Source organism: Candidatus Nitrosopumilus sp. SW (assembly GCF_006740685.1).
Classification (GTDB): domain Archaea; phylum Thermoproteota; class Nitrososphaeria; order Nitrososphaerales; family Nitrosopumilaceae; genus Nitrosopumilus.
Window position 1 is genome coordinate 1,215,163 of sequence record NZ_CP035425.1, and the last position, 19,391, is coordinate 1,234,553.

The 19,391-nt window shown below is 34.1% G+C and carries 22 protein-coding genes; 16 read left to right on the plus strand and 6 right to left on the minus strand.

Features of this window, described 5'->3' with window-relative positions; all coding sequences use genetic code 11:
- Window positions 1-179 precede the first annotated feature (179 nt).
- The 6 genes from Nisw_RS09225 to Nisw_RS07360 all read left to right on the plus strand — a co-directional run bounded on the left by Nisw_RS09225 (window position 180) and on the right by Nisw_RS07360 (window position 7,493).
- Window positions 180-344, plus strand: coding sequence for a hypothetical protein (locus tag Nisw_RS09225; protein WP_185736597.1), 165 nt, complete (start codon window positions 180-182; stop codon window positions 342-344).
- Between the two features lie 30 nt (window positions 345-374).
- Entirely contained in the window at window positions 375-2,537 is a 2,163-nt protein-coding gene (locus Nisw_RS07340) for a M20/M25/M40 family metallo-hydrolase (protein ID WP_141977827.1), read from the plus strand.
- Window positions 2,538-2,618: 81 nt separating this feature from the next.
- A complete protein-coding gene (gene corA / locus Nisw_RS07345) occupies window positions 2,619-4,265 on the plus strand; it encodes a magnesium/cobalt transporter CorA (RefSeq protein WP_141977828.1) in 1,647 nt (548 codons plus the stop codon).
- A 9-nt stretch (window positions 4,266-4,274) separates the two neighbouring features.
- Window positions 4,275-5,078, plus strand: a complete 804-nt coding sequence (locus Nisw_RS07350; RefSeq protein ID WP_141977829.1) for an ion transporter — start codon at window positions 4,275-4,277, stop codon at window positions 5,076-5,078.
- 13 nt (window positions 5,079-5,091) lie between these two features.
- Window positions 5,092-6,723, plus strand: a complete 1,632-nt coding sequence (gene ggt / locus Nisw_RS07355; RefSeq protein ID WP_141977830.1) for a gamma-glutamyltransferase — start codon at window positions 5,092-5,094, stop codon at window positions 6,721-6,723.
- Window positions 6,720-7,493 carry an N-formylglutamate amidohydrolase gene (locus Nisw_RS07360; protein ID WP_141977831.1) on the plus strand — a complete coding sequence of 258 codons (774 nt, stop codon included), beginning with the start codon at window positions 6,720-6,722 and terminating at the stop codon, window positions 7,491-7,493. Before ggt ends, Nisw_RS07360 begins: the two co-directional genes overlap by 4 nt.
- Before the next feature lie 277 nt (window positions 7,494-7,770).
- On the opposite strand, the gene Nisw_RS09455 is transcribed toward Nisw_RS07360, so the two are convergent.
- Window positions 7,771-7,905 (minus strand): hypothetical protein, encoded by a 135-nt coding sequence (locus tag Nisw_RS09455; protein ID WP_255430749.1) that lies wholly within the window; start codon window positions 7,903-7,905, stop codon window positions 7,771-7,773.
- A gap of 410 nt (window positions 7,906-8,315) precedes the next feature.
- On the opposite strand from Nisw_RS09455, the gene Nisw_RS09230 reads away from it, so the two are divergent.
- From Nisw_RS09230 to Nisw_RS07365, 3 genes are all read left to right on the plus strand, one after another.
- The gene (locus Nisw_RS09230) at window positions 8,316-8,453 is read left to right on the plus strand and encodes a hypothetical protein (protein ID WP_185736598.1); all 138 of its coding nucleotides are present in this window, start codon (window positions 8,316-8,318) and stop codon (window positions 8,451-8,453) included.
- Window positions 8,447-8,614, plus strand: a complete 168-nt coding sequence (locus tag Nisw_RS09235; RefSeq protein ID WP_185736599.1) for a hypothetical protein — start codon at window positions 8,447-8,449, stop codon at window positions 8,612-8,614. The genes Nisw_RS09230 and Nisw_RS09235 overlap by 7 nt, the downstream gene beginning before the upstream one ends.
- A 401-nt stretch (window positions 8,615-9,015) precedes the next feature.
- Entirely contained in the window at window positions 9,016-9,558 is a 543-nt protein-coding gene (locus Nisw_RS07365) for a hypothetical protein (RefSeq protein WP_141977832.1), read from the plus strand.
- A gap of 464 nt (window positions 9,559-10,022) precedes the next feature.
- On the opposite strand, the gene Nisw_RS09240 is transcribed toward Nisw_RS07365, so the two are convergent.
- Together Nisw_RS09240 and Nisw_RS09460 are read right to left on the minus strand one after the other, a co-directional pair.
- The gene (locus Nisw_RS09240; RefSeq protein WP_185736600.1) at window positions 10,023-10,196 is read right to left on the minus strand and encodes a hypothetical protein; all 174 of its coding nucleotides are present in this window, start codon (window positions 10,194-10,196) and stop codon (window positions 10,023-10,025) included.
- Window positions 10,197-10,325: a hypothetical protein gene (locus tag Nisw_RS09460; protein ID WP_255430751.1), complete on the minus strand. Its 129-nt coding sequence runs from the start codon at window positions 10,323-10,325 to the stop codon at window positions 10,197-10,199.
- 364 nt (window positions 10,326-10,689) lie between these two features.
- On the opposite strand from Nisw_RS09460, the gene Nisw_RS09465 reads away from it, so the two are divergent.
- The 4 genes from Nisw_RS09465 to Nisw_RS07375 all read left to right on the plus strand — a co-directional run bounded on the left by Nisw_RS09465 (window position 10,690) and on the right by Nisw_RS07375 (window position 11,917).
- Window positions 10,690-10,815 carry a hypothetical protein gene (locus Nisw_RS09465; protein ID WP_255430752.1) on the plus strand — a complete coding sequence of 42 codons (126 nt, stop codon included), beginning with the start codon at window positions 10,690-10,692 and terminating at the stop codon, window positions 10,813-10,815.
- Between the two features lie 102 nt (window positions 10,816-10,917).
- Window positions 10,918-11,091 (plus strand): hypothetical protein, encoded by a 174-nt coding sequence (locus tag Nisw_RS09245; RefSeq protein ID WP_185736601.1) that lies wholly within the window; start codon window positions 10,918-10,920, stop codon window positions 11,089-11,091.
- Between the two features lie 141 nt (window positions 11,092-11,232).
- Window positions 11,233-11,484 (plus strand): Lrp/AsnC ligand binding domain-containing protein, encoded by a 252-nt coding sequence (locus tag Nisw_RS07370; RefSeq protein ID WP_141977835.1) that lies wholly within the window; start codon window positions 11,233-11,235, stop codon window positions 11,482-11,484.
- A 40-nt stretch (window positions 11,485-11,524) separates the two neighbouring features.
- Entirely contained in the window at window positions 11,525-11,917 is a 393-nt protein-coding gene (locus Nisw_RS07375; protein WP_141977837.1) for a DUF6659 family protein, read from the plus strand.
- Window positions 11,918-11,947: 30 nt separating this feature from the next.
- Here Nisw_RS07375 and Nisw_RS07380 read toward each other — a convergent pair whose 3' ends face one another.
- A complete protein-coding gene (locus tag Nisw_RS07380; RefSeq protein ID WP_141977839.1) occupies window positions 11,948-13,270 on the minus strand; it encodes a dicarboxylate/amino acid:cation symporter in 1,323 nt (440 codons plus the stop codon).
- A gap of 228 nt (window positions 13,271-13,498) precedes the next feature.
- Here Nisw_RS07380 and Nisw_RS07385 point away from each other — a divergent pair, with 228 nt between their 5' ends.
- Window positions 13,499-13,867 carry a DUF5654 family protein gene (locus Nisw_RS07385; RefSeq protein ID WP_141977841.1) on the plus strand — a complete coding sequence of 123 codons (369 nt, stop codon included), beginning with the start codon at window positions 13,499-13,501 and terminating at the stop codon, window positions 13,865-13,867.
- 24 nt (window positions 13,868-13,891) lie between these two features.
- On the opposite strand, the gene Nisw_RS07390 is transcribed toward Nisw_RS07385, so the two are convergent.
- Window positions 13,892-14,992 (minus strand): MFS transporter, encoded by a 1,101-nt coding sequence (locus tag Nisw_RS07390; RefSeq protein ID WP_141977843.1) that lies wholly within the window; start codon window positions 14,990-14,992, stop codon window positions 13,892-13,894.
- Between the two features lie 109 nt (window positions 14,993-15,101).
- On the opposite strand from Nisw_RS07390, the gene Nisw_RS07395 reads away from it, so the two are divergent.
- On the plus strand, window positions 15,102-16,064 hold the full coding sequence (locus Nisw_RS07395; RefSeq protein WP_141977845.1) for a homocysteine S-methyltransferase family protein: 963 nt from the start codon (window positions 15,102-15,104) through the stop codon (window positions 16,062-16,064).
- A 32-nt stretch (window positions 16,065-16,096) separates the two neighbouring features.
- On the plus strand, window positions 16,097-18,595 hold the full coding sequence (locus Nisw_RS07400) for a dihydropteroate synthase (RefSeq protein ID WP_141977847.1): 2,499 nt from the start codon (window positions 16,097-16,099) through the stop codon (window positions 18,593-18,595).
- Here the strand turns inward: Nisw_RS07400 and Nisw_RS07405 are convergent.
- Window positions 18,592-19,329, minus strand: a complete 738-nt coding sequence (locus tag Nisw_RS07405; RefSeq protein WP_141977848.1) for a methylenetetrahydrofolate reductase — start codon at window positions 19,327-19,329, stop codon at window positions 18,592-18,594. The genes Nisw_RS07400 and Nisw_RS07405 overlap by 4 nt on opposite strands.
- Window positions 19,330-19,391 lie beyond the last annotated feature (62 nt).

The window sequence follows — 19,391 nt, forward strand, 5'->3', positions numbered from 1 at the left end:
AAAATAATATGTCTTATAGTGAAAAGGTGTATAGTTTTTACGTAATGCTATAGCTATGTGACAACTTTTTCCAAACTACTATTGCATGACTTTATTCAGAATAAAGTCAAGCAGTTATTTGATTTTTAGATGTTGTCAAAAATCTTCTTCTTTAAAGAGTTGATATAACATCAAAAATTATGCGATGTCCTAATTGTGGAAATCAAGCAAGTTGGAGGGATCCTGATTGTAACAAATGTGATACTACATTACATCAAAAAACCTGTAAAGGAAAATCCCCTGAATGTAAATGTCATGATATTAACGAGAATGCCTGGAATTTGAAAAAATCTCCTCAAAACTAGTATAAATATAATTAAAAAAAAGTGAATGTAATGAAGGTCTCTCTAATCTATAATGAGAAAAAAATCGACCCAGATGATGTTATCAATGTTTTTGGAATGACTACAAAAGAGCATTACAGTACAAAAGCTGTTGAGAGAGTTGCAAGAGCTCTTGAAAAAGGAGGTCACTCTGTAAAAGTCATTGAAGGTGATATTCACCTTGCTGATGAATTACGTGAATTTATGCCAAAAGTAGTCTCAGGTGAAAAACCTGGGATGGTTTTCAACATGGCATATGGCATTCAAGGACAAAACAGGTACACTCATGTTCCTGCAATGATGGAAATGCTTGGTATTCCTTACATAGGTTCTGGTCCTGCAGGTCATGCAATTGTGCAAGATAAGGTGATGACAAAAATCGTTTTACAAAAAAATAATATTTCCACTCCTGGTTTTTGGGTATTCAAGACACCTGATGATAAATTTGATGATTTAGTTTTTCCAGTAATTGTAAAACCAAAATTAGAATCTACTTCTATGGGGATGGAGGTTGTGGATAATTGGAATGATTTACGAAAAGCAGTGGCGATACAAATTGAAAAATTTCAACAAGATATTCTAGTAGAACAGTTTGTTTCTGGACGAGAATTTGCAGTAGGATTAATTGGAAATAGTCCAAACATCGAAGTTCTTCCAATAGTTGAAATTGACTTGGGTGATCCTGACAAAATTCAAACAAATGATGATAAAAAGAAAACAGGTGGAGTTGATAAAATCTGTCCTGCAAAACTATCCAAAGAAAAAACAGAAGAAATGAAACAGATGTGTATTCAAGCATTTACGGCATTAGGTCTTAATGACTACAGCAGAGTTGATTTTAGAATGGATAAAGATGAGAATCTTTACATTTTAGAACTAAATTCTATGGCAAGTCTGGGCATGGGCGGTTCTTTGTTTTATGCTGCAAAAACAGCTGGGTATACCTATGAATCTCTAATCAATAAAATTTTAGACGTCGCAACCATTAGATATTTTGGCTCATCACAACCAACAGAGACTGAAGCAGATCTTACTCAACCACTCCGTGTTGTTGCTCGAACTTATCTTAGAGGTCATCTGCAAAACCAAAAGGACACTTTACGAGATTTTGTTAATCTGAACACACACGTACGTAATGTCGATAATGTGAATAAATTAGGTACAATGCTATCTCGGAGATTGAAACATTTGGGATTCAATGAGCGTTTGCACAAGCAGTTCGAAGTTGGTGACATACATTATTTTAAAAATCATGAAGAAGAAAAAAATGACGTCCTGATAATATCTCATATGGATACTCACTATGGGCCAAATGATCTTATCTCGTATTTTGAAGATGATGATAGGATTTATGGGTCTGGTATAGCTGAAAGTAAAGGTGGTTTGATTGTAATGTTAGGAGCATTACATGCTTTACGTTTTGCAAAGAGACTCAAGAAAATCAAATGCGGAGTGTTGCTTACAACTGATGATAGTTTGGGAGGACGTTTTAGCAAAAAAATTGTTCAACAATATTCCAAAAAATCAAAATACATTATTGGATTAAAATCTGCAAGCAAAGATGGTGGCATAATTACAACATGTTATGGGAGAAATGATTATCAAATTAGATTTACAGCCCCTAACTCCACATCCTCAGACATTCATGGAATAATTCCAATACTTGGAAAAAAGATTACTGCAATTGAAAAACTTTCAAAAGATGAAAAGAATTATCGTCTAAGAACCACTTCTGTTATTGCACAAGGTACTCATGGACATACTCCAAATTATGCTACCTTGTCTATAATTTGCAGTTTCAAAACTCCTTCATTGGGAAAAACAATGGATTCTAAAATCAGAACTATTATGAAGAAAAAAGAATCTGGTCAAAAGAACTTGGAAGTTGCAATAAACCAAATACAAACAAGACCTCCAGTCATTGAAGAGGAATCTGACAAAAAATTCTATGAGATGGTTGAAGATTTAGCTGAAAAACATGAATTAAAAATAAGACGACATGAACAGATAATGTCTTCAGATATTAGTAATGTGCCTTCAAGATTACCTGCATTAGATGGATTTGGTCCTATTGGTCACAAATATCGCTCTACACAAGAATACATACTTCATGATAGCATAACAGAGCGTTCAGCTCTACTTGCATCTGTTTTGTATAGGTGTGGTGGAAATTGAGTTTAGAATATCGATTTACAACACTTGATATCTTGATTGGAATTTCAAGTTTTTTTAGTGGTTTAAAGGGGAATAATTTTAATGAAAAATAACATTGGAATAATTGCAAATAGACTTGTTTATGGATTTGTTTTTGCGTTTTTATATCAAATAATTATTGGCATAGCTACATCTTTACTCTCAATCCCTTTAACTGGAAATATTCAAGATCTTATTTCTGGAGTTGAACAAATTGATTCTACACAAGGTCCATTACTTGTAGTTTGGTGGATTCTTTCTACTGTTATCATCACTGCCATTGCACTTTTGATTATACGCTACAAAAAATTCATGTCTCCCTATAAAGGCGAAGCAAATATTGAGATTCCACCTAGAATCACTGCAATTACTGCAATAATTATTGGTGCATCTATATCCTTCTTGTTTTTCTTATTGGATTCGGTTATAGGATTAGTTGTTCAACCAGGTTCTCAGACTGATGTATCTGCAATATATCAAGCTGCATTAATAGGCGATTTTACTCCTTTAACTGTAAGTATTATCTTTTCAATAATTGCGGGCTTTATCATAATTGGTGTTGCAAGTAAAACTTCAACTGTCAAACAAATAACTCGAGATATTGGTTTACAGGATATTGCAGGATTCAAACTGATGAAAAATGTAACTAAAACTCAAAAAACTACAATATCTGACACCATCGGTCAACGCCCTGGAGCTTTAATTCATGTTGGTGAGAAAAAAGTCGACAAAGTTACAATTGATCTAATAGAATATGATGATACTGATATTAACGAAATCCATGATGCAACTTCTGAACAATGTCTAGACTCAAAAAACAAACCAAATGTTTCATGGGTTAACATAGTTGGTATACATGATCCAGAAATAATCAAAACTTTTGGTAACAACTTTGGGATTCATTCACTTCATCAAGCAAATATTATGAATACCGAACTGCGTCCATCTGTAGAGATTTCTGATGATTATGTTATGATGATGTTCAAGATGCCTCACTATGATCCAAAAACAGGAAAACTAGAACTAGAACAAGTATCAATAATACTATCTGAACACTATCTCTTGACTTTCCAAGAGACCGCAGATGATTTTTTTGATGAAATTCGGAAAAGATTACGTAACAATTCTGGCTCTATTCGCAAAGTTCAAAGTGATTACTTGGCATATTCTCTAATTGATGCTATTGTGGATAGTTACTTTTTGGTATTAGAAAAAATTGGAGATATTACTGAGAATCTTGAAGAAGAATTAATGCAGAATCCTACTGCTGAGACTATGCAGACCATTCAAACACTCAAGCGTAGAATGATTTCATTAAGAAAAGCAATTTGGCCTGGACGAGAGATTATCAACTCTTTAGAACGTGATTCTACAATTTTGATTTCAGAAAGAACAAGACCTTATCTTCGTGATGTATATAATCACACCATTCAAGTTACTGATTCTATTGAGGGGTTAAGAGATGTAATTGGCGGAATGCTTGATACCTATCTTTCTAGTGTAAGCAACAAAATGAATGAAGTCATGAAGACTCTTACAATTATTGCATCTATATTCATCCCAATAACATTCATAGCTGGAATATATGGTACCAATTTCTCATATGTTCCTGAATTAGCTTGGGAGGGAAGTTATTTTGTGATGCTTGGTGTGATGGGTGTTATTTCACTATGTATGATAGGCTATTTCAAAAAGAAACGGTGGATGTAGCAAGTTCTCATGACTAATGTTGTACTGCAAAGAACATATGAGATTCTAGAAGGCACCACAAATGACAAAATTGCAAGAGGCTTTCAATTTTTCATTATATCGTTAATTGCAGTAAATGTTCTTGTTGTAATTGTCGAAACAGAAGAATCTGTATTGGATGAGTATGGATATTTGTTTACTCCTTTTGAAATATTTTCAGTATTAGTTTTCACAGGAGAATATGCTGCAAGATTAATTGTTTGTAAACTAAATCCAAAATATCAAAATAAAAAATTTGGTCTGTTGAGATTTGCTTTTTCTCCAATGATGCTAATTGATTTAGCTGCAATATTGCCATTCTTCTTGCCATTTGTAGTCGCAGATGTGCGATTTATCAGAATCATAAGATTGTTGAGACTCTTTAGAATGTTCAAACTTGCAAGATATTCTGAACCTATGCAGACACTTGGAGAAGTTTTCAAATCAAAAGCAGGAGATTTGGCAGTAGCATTCTTTATCCTTTTCATTGTCTTGATTTTTGCATCTAGTTTGATGTATCATGCAGAGCATGAAGCACAACCAGAAGCATTTTCTAGTATACCTACATCTATGTGGTGGGGAATTGTTACACTTACAACAATAGGATATGGTGACGTATATCCTGTAACTGTTGCAGGTAAATTCATTGCAGCAGGTGTTGCTATTTTAGGAATTGCAGTATATGCAATTCCTACAGGTATCATGGCATCTGCTTTTACTGAAGAATTAAGAAAAAGAAAAGAACAGAAAAACAATACATGCCCTCATTGTGGAAAGGATATAACACATAGTTAGGAGAAAAAATAGTTTGGATGTAAATCATATAGAAAAATCATTTGTTCCTACTGCAGATAAAAAATGCTCTGTTGCCAAAAAGGGAATGGTTGCATCTGCATTCCCTGATGCTACAAAAGCAGGAGTTGAGATGCTCAAAAAAGGAGGAAATGCAATTGATGCTGCGTGTGCAACTGCTTTGGCATTAGGCGTATGTGAGCCTCAAGCATCAGGAATTGGAGGTCAATCCATGGGAATTGTGCATTTTAATGGAAAATCTTTTGCAATTGATGGTTCAAGTCGTGCCCCCTCATTAGCACATTCATCCGTATACAAATCTAAAAGACGTCGTAAAATAGGTTACAAGGCAACTACTATCCCAAGTACTTTGGCAACAATAGGATTTTTACATGAAAGATATGGTCGATTGGATTGGCAAAAAATTGTTGCACCTTCCATACGAATTGCAAAACGTGGTTATAAAATTACAAAACTTCAACATGATCTACAAGAAAGGGAATTAGAAAACTTTCTTTCATTAAAATCAAAATCTGGTGCAAAATACTTTCTAAAAGATGGTGAGGTAGCATATGATGTTGGAGATAGATTTGTTCAAGATGATTTAGCTGAAACTCTAAAGATAATTTCTGAATATGGTTACACTGTTTTTTATCATGGATCTATTGCAAAAACTATCTCTGAAGATATGAAAAAAAATGGAGGTCTAATTAGAGATGAAGACTTGGCATTTATGCCTGAACCTCTTATCAAAAAACCACTTAGCAGAAAATACCGCCATCTAGATATTGTGACTTTGCCTCCTCCTGCAGCAGGACGCACATTATTGCTTACACTAATGATGTTGAATCACTTACCTTCAAAATTTCTTAGAAGTTCAAAACCCAGTTCGTATCATTTTGTTGCTGAAACGTTTCGAAAGGCATTTGTACATAGACTTCAACGACCATTTCATCGTCACACCTATGAACAAGCAAAAGACAAACTTCATCTGCAAAGATCATTTGCAAAACAGATGGCTGACTCTATTCATAATTCCATGGATGCAACATTGCCTATGATAGATCCTGAATTTGGTGGGGAGGATACAACACATCTTTCAACCATGGATAATGACGGTAATGCAGTTGGAATAACTCAATCTGTCGAATTAGCATATGGCTCAAAGGCAGCAGCAGATGGGTTGGGGTTTTTGTATAATAATTACATGTCTGCTTTTGAATTTACAAATCCAAACCACCCATTCTACATAAGACCAAATGCGATTCCTTGGACTTCGGTATCCCCTGCATTGGTTTTCAATGATTCAAAAGTATGGATGGTGGTTGGAAGTCCTGGAAGTCAAAGAATTTTTTCAACAGTAACCCAATTTCTTTCTAGAATTATTGATGGAAATCTTCCAATGAGTGATGCAATTAGACGTCCTAGATTTCATTGTTCAATAGGTGGCACAGTAAGTATAGAAGAAGGTGGATTTCGTAATGAAATTGTTAATTATCTACGAGATATGGGTTATCAAATTTCTGTAAAAGAAAGATATTCGTTTTATCATGGTGCAATTCATGCCACAATGAAATTGCAATCTCAAACAGGATTTCATGGAGTAGCTGAAGTTAGACGTGATGGCACAGCAGAAGGATTAGATTGAATAAACTACCCGTATTACTTTCAATTCCTCATGGTGGGTTAAAAAAACCTGTAGAACTTGATGGTCATTTAACAATTACAAACAAGGATTTGTTTGATGACTCTGATCCTTTTGTTATAGAAATGTATGATTTAGGAGACAAGGTACAACGTGTGATTAAAACAGAAATTGCAAGAGCTTTTGTTGATCTTAATCGTTCATTACAAGATATGCCTCCAGACAATCCTGATGGTTTGATCAAAAGCATGACCTGTTATGAAAAACCAATTTACATTAAAGGAAAAGAACCAGACGGCTCTTTACGAGATTTGCTGATTGAATTGTATTACCTGCCGTATCACAGTGCAATTCAAAAAAGTTTTTCAGAATTGGATTTACATTTATGCCTTGATTGCCATTCTATGGCCTCTGTTGCTCCTGGAATTTCTCCTGACGGTGCCAACAAAAAAAGACCCTTGTTTTGTCTTTCAAATCAAGATGGCAAAACATGTTCAAATGAAATGATTGAACTTTTAGCTGACTGTATTTCTGAGTCCTATTCCATTGACAGGCACGAAATCTCTCTAAATGATCCATTTCATGGTGGCCACATAACTAAAACATATGGTAATAATCCATTACCTTGGATACAAGTAGAGATGAATCGTTCATTGTATTTGTCTTCACCCTGGTTTGATAAAGACACTCTTTCTGTAGAAACCGCACAACTTCAAAAACTAAACAAACAATTTGAAAACTCCTTGGAACTTTTCTTCTCAAAAATAAAATGATTTTAAAATAGATTTGAAGGTTTTTCATTCCGTATGGAATTACACCAACTAGGTTTTACCTACAAACCTTATGACGGCAAATGAAGCACTGAACTCATAAATTTAAACAATGCGAATAAGTCATTTTGAATTAACCAAAAAATTATTTTAGATCTTTTCTATTGTAAAATTTCTTTTTTGTAACTGATGCAATAAATTCACACTGATATGAACAATACAATGAATTGTTTTCCTTGGTTATTCTCCCACAACATGGGCATGCACTGCTTTCCATTTTTTACACCATGCTTTTATTTGCACATTCTGATGAGCAATACTCACTTGCACGGTTTGAGAATTTTTTTTCACACAACTTGCAGACTTTTTCAATACTTTCTTCTTCTGAAAATAATTTTTTACGTATTGTTTTCATCGAATTTGTTAATTATTATTTTTATTTTAGGAATGATTTACTTGATTTGTGTCAGTCTAAAGTAAACTAGTTGATTTCGTCTTGTAAATAGATAACTCGTTATTTTTTCAAATATTGGAAATTAGAATTAATTTTTGAATGAATAATTTAGAATAAAAATGAGAAAAATCTTCAAAAATCTGTTTTAGTTAATTTAAATCAAAAATTTCGATTTAGGGTTGAATTTTAGGCTTGGAATACAGTCTTAATTTTTTGGTTTTATAGAATCTGGATGTTCTATAGCGTAATGAAACATGCACAACATACCATTAGAGCACTGACATTTCATACACGTGCAATATAATAACGATATTTAAGATATTTACTAGTTGACTTTATTTTGTATAAAATCAACTTTTTAATTATTTATTTTGAGAAATCCTGCAAGACATCTAATTAACAACGAGTTTGAAATGGATGACACACCAAGTAAACGATGTGATGATTGTAAGAGGATGAGATGCTCTGAAGGATGTATGTGTGACTGCCATCCAAAACAGGCATGGTAGGAATAACATTGAACAGTGACTCTAGATCTGAAAATACAGTAGATGAGAAAAATATTGAAGAAGAATTTGAACATCTGTTCCCAGAATACGACTATTCTGTAAAATCCTCTTTTCATGAAAAAGACTTGCGAAAGAAAAAGCGTATGAAAACAGTGTACTAGTATATTTTAAAGAACAGTATACGTTTGGATGTTTGTGGAATTTTTTATTACAAACCTTGCAAATTCTTTCAAAATGTTTCTCTGTAAATAACCCACGTATCTTTCATGGACTTTAACACAATATTATTTTTATTTTGGGAATGAAATTTCTTGATTTGATTCTAGTGGGAAGTTAACCTGTTGATTTCATTCAGATGGTAGATAACTATTCTATGTCTCAAATATTGGAAATCATGTACATGGTTTTGGAGGTCCAAACATTGGTAAAAAGAAAACGAAAATCCAGTACTGATGAGGAATAACCATAATACAGAAACATGTCTCTCTTTTTTGGTCAATGCTTTTCTCTTGAGACGTGTTTCTTTTCTCATTCCTTCTTACCTTTATAGTGAAAATGAGACATGAAAAAAATTCTAACTCTAGTGTTGATTGTACTACTTTTTTCAAATTATCCTATTCAGGAATCATTTGCCAAAATTTCAATAAAAAAAGTCGATGAAAAACGATGCATTCACATGTATTCAAAATTTCTGAAAATGGGAGAAGAGAGATTTCTAAAGCGATACCCTGCATACCCAATCATGGATAAATGCATGATGTTGTTCAAAGATTCTGTCTTTATTTCAAAATATTCTCCAATCTACACCTTGAAGACAGCCAGTCCGAACAATTTTTCATATGAAACAAAAATCATTACATCAAAAGTAATTGGTTCAAACAAGATCTTGACAAACTTTAGTATTTGCTATGAGGAAAACAAGAGAACTAATTATGTTCTAATTAATTCTGATTCAGAAAAGATTTTTGGCAAAGCTCAAAGATTACCTGATAAAGAATGTCCTTCATTTTGGATAGTAATCAAGGCAACCACCATTCAAAATACTCAATTTTCATGGGATTATGAACATAAACCAAATCCACAAATTGAACGAAAGATGTTTTGAATGATTTCTCAAAATATATGATCTTTAAGTGAATTCAAATGAAGGCAGACTTGTCATGGAACGGGAGAAGACAACTGTCTTATCACGAATTCACTTAATGTGTATACGACATTCAAACTTTTAAGATACTGAGTGGTTGATTAAATTCTGAACTTGCTCAACTAACACTTGGTTCAATAACATAATCCATAATTCTTGCTCTGGTGAAAAATCAAATGATCCCAAACAGCTGTATTTTATAGCCCTTGTAGTATTGATTCTTGCATATCACATGCATACTTCTCATGCAATCCATGATGATTTGTTGCATCATAAGAGTCAGATTCTAAAGGTTGTTGATGTATCCTGTGAAAGTGGTGCTTGTGATGAAAAAAATGACCACAAACATGACCATAAAAAGAAGCGTAAGGTTATGTCAATTCACAGATACTAGTTTTTTTCCAACTATTTGTTTTTACAATATTCTATTTTATACAATACTTACAAGAAACAAATTTTTGAGATAATGCATTTTCTAGCGAATCTGGAGTAAAATACACTCTGTCATCTTTTTCTATAGAATGTAATTGACATTCTGGTTTTACTGTGCCTAAATGATGTACTATTCCATCTGATTTTTTTGCAAAATAGCCTGGCATTTATTTATCTGATCCTTGTTCATCAAAAATTTTATGACACATCATACATTCTCGTTTGTTTTTCAACCCTGGCATCTTTAGTGATATGGAATGAGTACATTTTTCGGGATTAATTACTCTATATGCCAAACTCTTATTCCGATGGTTTTTGTGATTTATGAGTTCTTTCGTGCTCTAATACTTTAGAAAATGTGTCTGGGTTCCCTTCCCACTTGAATTTGCATTCACGACAACTATAATTCATTTCATCCCCAATACCTTGAATGACAGTCACAAACACATCCATCTAAACAATGCATTCTAGTACAGTCTTCACATTTTCTTTGAACTGTATACCTTCTCTTTTCTTGCGTCATTTTATTTTATGTTGTAAATTCTGAAAATAAACAAAAAGATAATTGAGTTGGTTCAGAATGAAGTCAACTGGTTACTCTGATATTGATTTTTTACAATTTTCAGGCAGTTAAATAGAAACTTTTGAGTTTCTTCTTTCATGCAACAAAACATGTTACATACTGAAACCCGACCATTACTCCCGGTTGGAAGTGATGCCAAAAACGCTCTTCCAACTGCTATGGATATTGCAGGACTATCATGGATTTTAAAGGATGATGACTAGTTTATGCAATATTTACTAAACAAAAGATGCCAAGATTGTATGAGAATCAAATGTACTAAGGGATGTATTTGTGATTGTCATCCTAGGCAATGGTGGTAAAAAATGAAAGTCGAAATTGTTCAATCTGATAGTATTTCAGAACTTGATAAATTAATCAATGCCTGTATTCAAAATCGTAAAGTCAATGACATCAAATTATCTACTGTTACAAAAGATGAGAGTATTCTGTACACTTCATTAATCATGTTAGATGAGGAGGTGAAATCTGATATCTAGTACAAATTATTTTTCTGAGCAAAATATAACGGAAAAGTTTGATCATCTTTTCCCACAATATGATAATTTCAACACAAAGGTATTTCAGAAAAAAGACCATAAAAACAAGAAACGATTAAGGACTTCAGGTGAAATTTAGGTATGCAAGCATATGTCCTTCTCTCCTGTACTGGTGGAAGTGAAATTAATCTTATTTCTGAACTTAAAGAAATTCCTGAAATAGTTGAGATAAACGGAGTGTGGGGAAAATACGATATTTTTCTCAAACTATCTACCTCTGATACAGGTAAGATAGACAAAATTGTTCAAAAAATAAGGAGTTATCCTGACGTAACCGATACCTATACCATGCATGTATTGTATGGTCAAGGAGGTAGCATTGATGATGACTAAAACAAAAACTGTATTTACCCAAATTACTGGATGTGATTAGATGGGACTTTTGTCAGTTGAGGAAATACGAAATCTCGATAAAGCTTGTCAGGAACTCTTACAAGAAAATAAGATAAGGCACGTGGGAGTGATAAATGAGCTTGGAAGGCTTGTCGCAGGCGGATTCAAAAAAGGAGTAAATCCGTTATTGTCTGATGATAAAGTAAGAATGGTGTATATGCAAATGCAGCTTGATTTTAACATGAGACAAGAACTTGATGATTCACTAGGCCCTATTGATTATATTGCATCAAGGAGAACAAAACAACTTATCATGAGCGTTCCTATTGGAGAGAATTTAGTATTGATTACTGCAGAACCTGATGCAGACGACAAAGAAATTATCAAAAAAGCAGAAGAATTGTTTGATGGTATCTCAATCTCTACTGTGTAATCTGGTGTTATTTTCTATTTTTTAGAAACCTTATGATTCTACTTTAGGCGGCTCTTCTATCTTTGCTCTTTTATCAAAGAACATACAGGCAGTAAGGTCTCCTGTAACATTAACCATGGTTCTAGTCATATCTAATATTCTATCCACACCTAAAAGTAAAACAACTCCAACTGCTGGAACTCCTGCCGCAATCAGAATTGTTGAAAGTATTACAATTCCAGTTCCTGGTGCAGATGGGGCACCAATTGATGCTGCAAGAGACGTCAGCGCAATTAAAATTATTGTTGTAAAGCTTAGATTGACATCAAATAACTGTGCCAAGAAAAATACTGCAATTATTTGATACATGGCAGTACCGTCCATGTTAATTGTGGCTCCTAACGGAATAATGAATTGGGAAACTTTGGGTTTGACCTTTAGTTTTTCTTCTGCTGTTTTGATAGATACTGGCATTGTTGCTGCAGAACTCGATGTTGAAAATGCTAGAAGCTGAGGCTCCTTTATGATTGCCAGAGTAGATGCCAAAGGTCTTTTTGCAAAAAATTTGATAATTATTACGTATACTATCATCATTACAAAAAGTCCTGCAACTACTGTTGCCATATATGCTCCAAGTCCTGTTAACGCAGAAAGTCCAATTTTTGAAACTATTCCTGCCATCAGTCCAAATGCTGCAAACGGGGCAAGACGCATTGCCCATGACACTACCTTCATTGTAAAATCTTGAATGGATTCTAACAAATCAAGAATTGGTTTTGAACTTTTATGTGGTAGTGTGATCATTGCAACGCCCACAATTAATGCAAAAATGATTATGCTTAACATCTCTCCGGACATGAATGAAGAAAGTGGATTGCTTGGAACCAAACCTACTATGCTTTGAGGAATATCGTGAATTGAAAGTTCATAACTTTCAACTGGGTCTAAATCCTCAATTCCAAAACTTTCTCTAATCAAATCGCTATCAATGAAATTACCTGGTTCTATTGTAGTAGCAATAGCAATACCAATTGTAAGTGCTATTGCAGTAGTTATTACAAAATACACTGCAGCCCCCAATCCAAGTTTTTGTAACTGTTCAATACTTCCTGAAGATGTCAAACCTCTGATGATTGATGCAAAGATTAATGGAACTATGATCATTTGAATGATTTTTAGAAACAGATTGGCAGGAATTGATAGCCAGTCTGTTATCACTTCGGAAGTTTCTTTTTCAACCCATCCTGTTTCAGGTCCTAATGCAAGGCCTACCAACAATCCCACAAACAATGCAACTAACACCTGTGCCCAAAGCTTATTTTTTACAAGATATTTTATCTGGGGGATGGGCTGTGTGAAAGACCTTGTTTCCATCATTTATGATGATTTTCATAGGATAAAAAAGTAGGTATGTTCTCTGAACTGAAAATCAAAAATTCTTTTTAGCAAATCCCAAAAATTCAATTTTCAAAAATGATATTTGGAAATATCCTTTTACTGTTAAAAAACCCACTCAATGTTGGAATGTTTATAGAAAAAGTCTTACAGATGAATACGAATAGCCTAGAATCATTTTTATTTCATTTTTAATGATTTTATTTAATGGCAGATGATTCTGAACCAACTTCAATCAAACATGAAATTTTAGATAAAATTGCAGCTTTGATTGCAGCAGCTTTTGGTTTAGTTGCTGCTCTAGCCTGGAATGAGGCCATTAAAGCACTGTTTCGTGAATATTTTGGCCCTACTGATCAAGTGGGTCCCATGATAGTTTATGCAATCATCGTAACCATAATTGCTGTGATTTTAACGATCATTGTTGCACGAGCTGCATCAAAAGCAAAGGGTCTTCTTGGAAAACGTGACTACAAATGCGCTTTATGTAAATACAAAACATACGTAGAATCTGAATTTATGGAGCATCTTTCCAAAGAGCACTCTGCTAGTGATGACAAGTTTATCTCCAAATAACAACAAAATTTTTTTGATTCTGATTTAATTTCTAACTTTAAGTGATACTGCAAACGCACACACAATAATTACAATTGCAAAATACATCACTGCAACATAGTCAAACAAAAATGCAATTGTTCCTGCAATTACAGGACCTACAACTGTTGCAATTGACAATGTTGAACTAAAAATCCCAGTCGAAGTTGAACGTGGATTGTTTTCCATTAGATGAAAGTTTCCTCCAATAAACAAGAATGCCCAAGTTGCGCCAACTAATGACATGAATGGCATTGCCATCCACCATTCACTTACAAATGATAATCCTATAAAGACAAATGTTGTACAACCAATTCCTATCTTGAATTTGGTAACATTTGAAAGATGAATTTTGCTTGCCATTACATTCATCAAGATAAAAGCAGTCATGGTATTTGCTGTGTATACAATTGATATGTGATAAAGTTCTCCGCCCCATTTATCTACAATCATTATTGGGAGAATTACCCAAACTGCTGCTGCTCCAATATGTCGTAGTAATAATGACAAGAAAAGAAATTTGTTTTTTGAAATAACTCTTTTTGTAGTACCAGGCTCTACTTCTTTTTCTTGTTCTGGATTTGGAAGTTTAATTGTAAATAATAATCCCACTACAAATGATGCTGCACTAATCAAGAAAATTAATTGCAAATCATTTGCAAGTCCAGCTGCTGCAATTCCTGCCATCCATCCTAATGCATGAAATGAGATTACTGTTGCAGCCCTTTTTTTGTCATGATTTGCCTCATATGTGTATGCAATCATTGCGGGAATCATTATTCCACTTGCAATTCCCGCTGCAATTCTTACAAGAAAGAACATGGAAAGATCTGTTGCAAAATAATGCATTCCAAACGCAATTGCACAGCCAATGAACCCAATTCTAATGAACTTGAGCCTTGTTCCTTTTTTGTCAGAGTGCCTGCCAAAATAAATCTCAGATAAAATTTGGGCAAAACTAAACGAGGCTACCAAAAGCCCTATCTCAAAGACTGATTCTGTGACGCCTTGGGCAATAATGGGCATGAATACAAAGATAATGGAGATTCCAGCGTGCTGAAAAAATGTGGCACTACGTACTAGATTGTTTACTTGAACTTTTTGCATAAATGTACTAGAAATCTCCTCTGACCTAATTTCAACATACGTATCAATACTTTGTCTAGTGGTTTTTTCTGAAAAGAGTTAAACTGTACAAACTCATTTTGAAATTAAATTGACTGAAAAAGAATCTTTTCTAAATGCATTACAAAACAGAGTTTTACTTTTTGATGGCGCAATGGGAACTGAAATTCAAAAATTCAATCCAAAACCAGAAGACTTTCCAAACAATCAAGATGGATTCAATGATGGCTTGGTGATAACTCATCCTGATTGGATTAAACAAATTCACAGACGTTATCTGGATGCCGGAGCTGATTGTATTGAAACAAATTCTTTTGGCTCAAACAAAATTAAACTAGATGAATACGGTTTTGGTGATCAAACAATTGAATTTAATAAAAAAATTGCACAACTCGCATTTGAAGTATGTCAAGAATATTCTGACCGACCACGATATGTGATTGGTTCTATGGGTCCTTCTGGATTTCTTCCAAGCTCAAATGATCCTGATTTGGGACAAAAACCCCTTGATGAAATCCGAGAAGCATTCAAACTTCAAGCAGAAGGGCTGATTCTTGGCGGTGTTGATGCATTACTAATTGAAACAAGTCAAGATATTTTGGAAGTAAAATTGGTAATTGAAGCATGCCATGAGGCCATGGAAAAAACTGGAAAAAAAGTTCCAATAATTGCAAACACCACTCTGGATCAATATGGAAAGATGTTGCTTGGAACAAACATCCAAGCTGCATACACCACTGTTTCTGATATGGGAATTGACATTTTTGGAATGAATTGTTCTACTGGTCCAATTGAGATGACGCCAAGTGTAAGGTGGCTTGATGAGCAAAATGAACATAATATTTTGGTGGTTCCAAATGCCGGCATGCCTGAAAATGAAGGTGGTCAGGCAGTATACAAGATGACTCCTGAGAAGATGGGTGAAGCATTGGGTGATTTTCTTAATCAATACAAAAAAGTTCGAATAATTGGAGGATGCTGCGGAACAAATCCTGAACACATCAAAGTTCTAAGAAAAGTAATTGACGAAAAAGCCAACTCTATAGAGGGTTAAGTATTTAGAAAAACCGAGATGATTTTACACTATTGACCATTCCTAGAGTAAGTTCTGCATTAAAGGCAGTTGACCTGAAACAAGTTCCAGCACCACTCATTATTGGTGAGAGAATCAACACTCAGGGTTCTCGTAAAGCAAAACAACTAGTTCTTGCTGATGATTATGATGGACTAGTTGATTTGGGTAGAACTCAAGTTGAAGATGGTGCACACTGTCTTGATGTATGTGTTGCAACAACTGAACGTTCTGATGAAAAAGAATTCATGTTAAATCTGGTCAAACGTTTAAGCTTAGAAGTAGATGCCCCTCTTGTAATTGATTCAACTGATCCAGATGTAATTGATGCATCTGTAAAACAAATTCCAGGAAGACCGATAATTAATTCAATTAATCTTGAAGGTGATGGAAGTAGATTTGAAAAACTTGCACCAATAATGGCAAAGTATGGTTTGCCTGCAATTGCATTGTGTATTGGACCTAATGGAATGGCAAAAACTCCTCAGCAAAAATTAGAAACTGCTGAATTACTTTATGAGACTGGAAAAAAATATGGATTAAAAATTGAGCAGTTTATCTTTGATGTGCTTACATTTACCCTTGCAACAGGTGAGGACGAATTTCTAGATGCAGGAAAAAACACTCTTGAAGGAATCCGTCTTGTAAAAGAAAAATTTCCTGACTCTTTTACCACATTGGGTCTAAGTAACATTAGTTTTGGATTAGTACCTTATGCTAGAAAAATTCTAAATTCTGTGTTCTTACATCATGCGATAAAAGCTGGTCTTGATACTGCAATTGTAAATGCAAAGGAGATAATTCCATATGGCGAAATTGATGAAAAAGAAAGAAAACTTGCTGAAGATCTAATTTTTAACACTCATCCAAACGCATTGTCTGAGTTAATCACATACTTTGAGAATGCAGGACCTCAAGCAAGCACCGTATCTAAGAAAGTAGATGTTGATCCATCTTGGTCTGCAGGAAAGAAGGCTAACTTTAGAATTGTAAACAGGCTCAAAGACGGAATTGAAAATGATGTTGTTTCTGCTATTGCAGATAAAGTTGGAAAAAATGATATTCTAAAAGACAATGATGGTAAACTTTTCCTTGATGCTCCTCCTGAGACAACTCATGATGGTGCAATCCGAACTCTCAATGAAGATTTACTTCCTGCAATGAAAGAGGTAGGCGATAAATTTGGTGCAGGAGAATTAATTCTTCCATTTGTTTTGAAATCTGCTGAATGTATGAAGGCAGCTGTCGGTGAACTAGAAAAGTATCTAGTCAAAGAAGAAGGATCTAGCAAAGGAAAACTGGTTTTAGGAACTGTGTATGGTGATGTTCATGATATTGGAAAGAACTTGGTAAAGACAATCTTTCAAAATAACGGTTATTCTGTTTATGATCTTGGAAAACAAGTTCCTTTACAAAAATTCCTTGAGAAAATTGATGAGGTAAAACCTGATGCAGTTGGACTTTCTGCATTACTTGTTTCTACGTCAAAACAAATGCAGTTCTTTGTAGAACATGCAAGAAAAAACAAAATGAATATTCCAATTCTTTGTGGTGGTGCTGCAATTAACAGTAACTACATTAATCGAATTGCAAAAGAGGACGGAATCTATGAGCCTGGTGTCTTTTATTGTAATACAATGTTTGAAGGACTAAAAACAATGGATACTTTGATTTCAGATGAAAAGCCAAAACTTTTGGCGCAATGGAAAGAAAAATTGGAGAACTGGAAAGAGAAATCCTCTGCAACAATTGATCCTACTAATCTTCCAAAAAGTGACATTAAACCTGTGCAGGCACCTGCCCCAAAAACTATTGGCGAACCAATACGCCTAAAACTAGATCAGATTAACATGGACGAAGTATGGCAACTCATTGATAAAAAATCACTCTTCAAACTTTCTTGGGGGTTGAGAGGTAAAGCAGGATCTGAATCAGAATCTGATCATGAACAACTGCTTAGTCAATGGAAGATTAGAATAATTCGAGAAAAACTGTTTGAACCTGAAGTAGTTTATGGATATTTCAAATGCCACAACAAAGATGGAAAATTATCTGTAGACAATCCTCATGGTGATGACGTAACATTTGATTTTCCTCGTTCAACAAGACTTGAACATCTATGTTTGACTGATTATTTTGGCGATGATGATATTGTCGCATTTCAGGCTGTAACTGTGGGAAACAAAGTTGCAGACATTATTGAAAAATGGAATCAAGAAGACAAGTACACTGATGCATATTATCTTCATGGATTGGCAGTTGAAGTTGCCGAAGCTTTAGCTGAATGGATTAACCGAAAAATAAAATCTGAATTGAATTTAGAAGCAGGTGGTTTGAGATACTCTTGGGGTTTTCCTAGTTGCCCTGATGTATTACAACACCGATTGGTATGGAAACTATTGGAACCTGAAAAATCTGGAATGGAATTAACTGAATCAGGACAAATCATCCCAGAGCAATCTACTGCAGCAATAGTAGTACATCATCCTAAAGCATCATACTTTGTACTTTAGATGGTTGTTTTATCCAAAAATTCGTTTAATCCTGTAAAATCATTTGGAGATGTGAGTAAAACATCACCTGTGATTTTGTGTGTTTGTTTTAACAACTCTTCAAATTCTTTACTGTATGATTCTAAATCTAAATCCAAAAACTTTGCAGATTTTTCATTTTTTTGTGAGGGAAATAGTATGATTGGGATAACTGAAAATTTACTGAGATTTTCTGATAATGCTTGAACCTGTTGTATGTTTTGAATGACTTGAGTCATGAATCCTTTTGGTTTTGCATCAATTTTTTTTCCAAGTTTAGAGAAATTTGGATTGTTTGATACTGATAGGTACAAATCAATTTTTGAATCTATACTTTTCTCTCTTAATTTTTTTACAGTCAAACTTGGTATTTGTCCAGAGTCTGCCTTTCCTGTTTGTGAAGGGTCTCCCATCAAAATTAGGATTCCTGCAAAGCCAATCTCAATACATTTTTCTGCAAATTCAAAAATCTCTGCTTCTGATTTGTCTCTGACTCTAAGACTAACTGTAATTGGCAAATCTGGAATTTCATTTTTAATTATTTTTCCTACATCTAATGGTGAAACCCTTTGATACCCTAACACATTTTCTGTAAGGTGAATTGCATCACATTTTTTTGAAATAATTTTTATCCTTTCAATGAATTTCTTTATTGATTCATTTGTATCTACATCAGGTAAAATTTTAGGTGGATTAGCTTCATACCTGATTGTCATATTATCATTTTTTGTATCCTTGGTTAAAACCTTTGAATACTAAAACCCATATGGAAAAGTAG

Bases quoted from the DNA above. Each gene is read 5' to 3' on its own strand.
- Nisw_RS07375 (WP_141977837.1), top strand. From the start codon at position 11,525: ATGGGACTTTTGTCAGTTGAGGAAATACGAAATCTCGATAAAGCTTGT.
- corA (WP_141977828.1), top strand. From the start codon at position 2,619: ATGAAAAATAACATTGGAATAATTGCAAATAGACTTGTTTATGGATTT.
- Nisw_RS07350 (WP_141977829.1), top strand. From the start codon at position 4,275: ATGACTAATGTTGTACTGCAAAGAACATATGAGATTCTAGAAGGCACC.
- Nisw_RS07385 (WP_141977841.1), top strand. From the start codon at position 13,499: ATGGCAGATGATTCTGAACCAACTTCAATCAAACATGAAATTTTAGAT.
- Nisw_RS09225 (WP_185736597.1), top strand. From the start codon at position 180: ATGCGATGTCCTAATTGTGGAAATCAAGCAAGTTGGAGGGATCCTGAT.
- Nisw_RS07370 (WP_141977835.1), top strand. From the start codon at position 11,233: ATGCAAGCATATGTCCTTCTCTCCTGTACTGGTGGAAGTGAAATTAAT.
- Nisw_RS07390 (WP_141977843.1), bottom strand. From the start codon at position 14,992: ATGCAAAAAGTTCAAGTAAACAATCTAGTACGTAGTGCCACATTTTTT.
- Nisw_RS09465 (WP_255430752.1), top strand. From the start codon at position 10,690: ATGCAACAAAACATGTTACATACTGAAACCCGACCATTACTCCCGGTT.
- Nisw_RS07380 (WP_141977839.1), bottom strand. From the start codon at position 13,270: ATGGAAACAAGGTCTTTCACACAGCCCATCCCCCAGATAAAATATCTT.
- Nisw_RS07340 (WP_141977827.1), top strand. From the start codon at position 375: ATGAAGGTCTCTCTAATCTATAATGAGAAAAAAATCGACCCAGATGAT.
- Nisw_RS09455 (WP_255430749.1), bottom strand. From the start codon at position 7,905: ATGAAAACAATACGTAAAAAATTATTTTCAGAAGAAGAAAGTATTGAA.
- Nisw_RS09245 (WP_185736601.1), top strand. From the start codon at position 10,918: ATGAAAGTCGAAATTGTTCAATCTGATAGTATTTCAGAACTTGATAAA.
- Nisw_RS07405 (WP_141977848.1), bottom strand. From the start codon at position 19,329: ATGACAATCAGGTATGAAGCTAATCCACCTAAAATTTTACCTGATGTA.
- Nisw_RS09240 (WP_185736600.1), bottom strand. From the start codon at position 10,196: ATGCCAGGCTATTTTGCAAAAAAATCAGATGGAATAGTACATCATTTA.
- Nisw_RS09235 (WP_185736599.1), top strand. From the start codon at position 8,447: ATGGTAGGAATAACATTGAACAGTGACTCTAGATCTGAAAATACAGTA.
- Nisw_RS07365 (WP_141977832.1), top strand. From the start codon at position 9,016: ATGAAAAAAATTCTAACTCTAGTGTTGATTGTACTACTTTTTTCAAAT.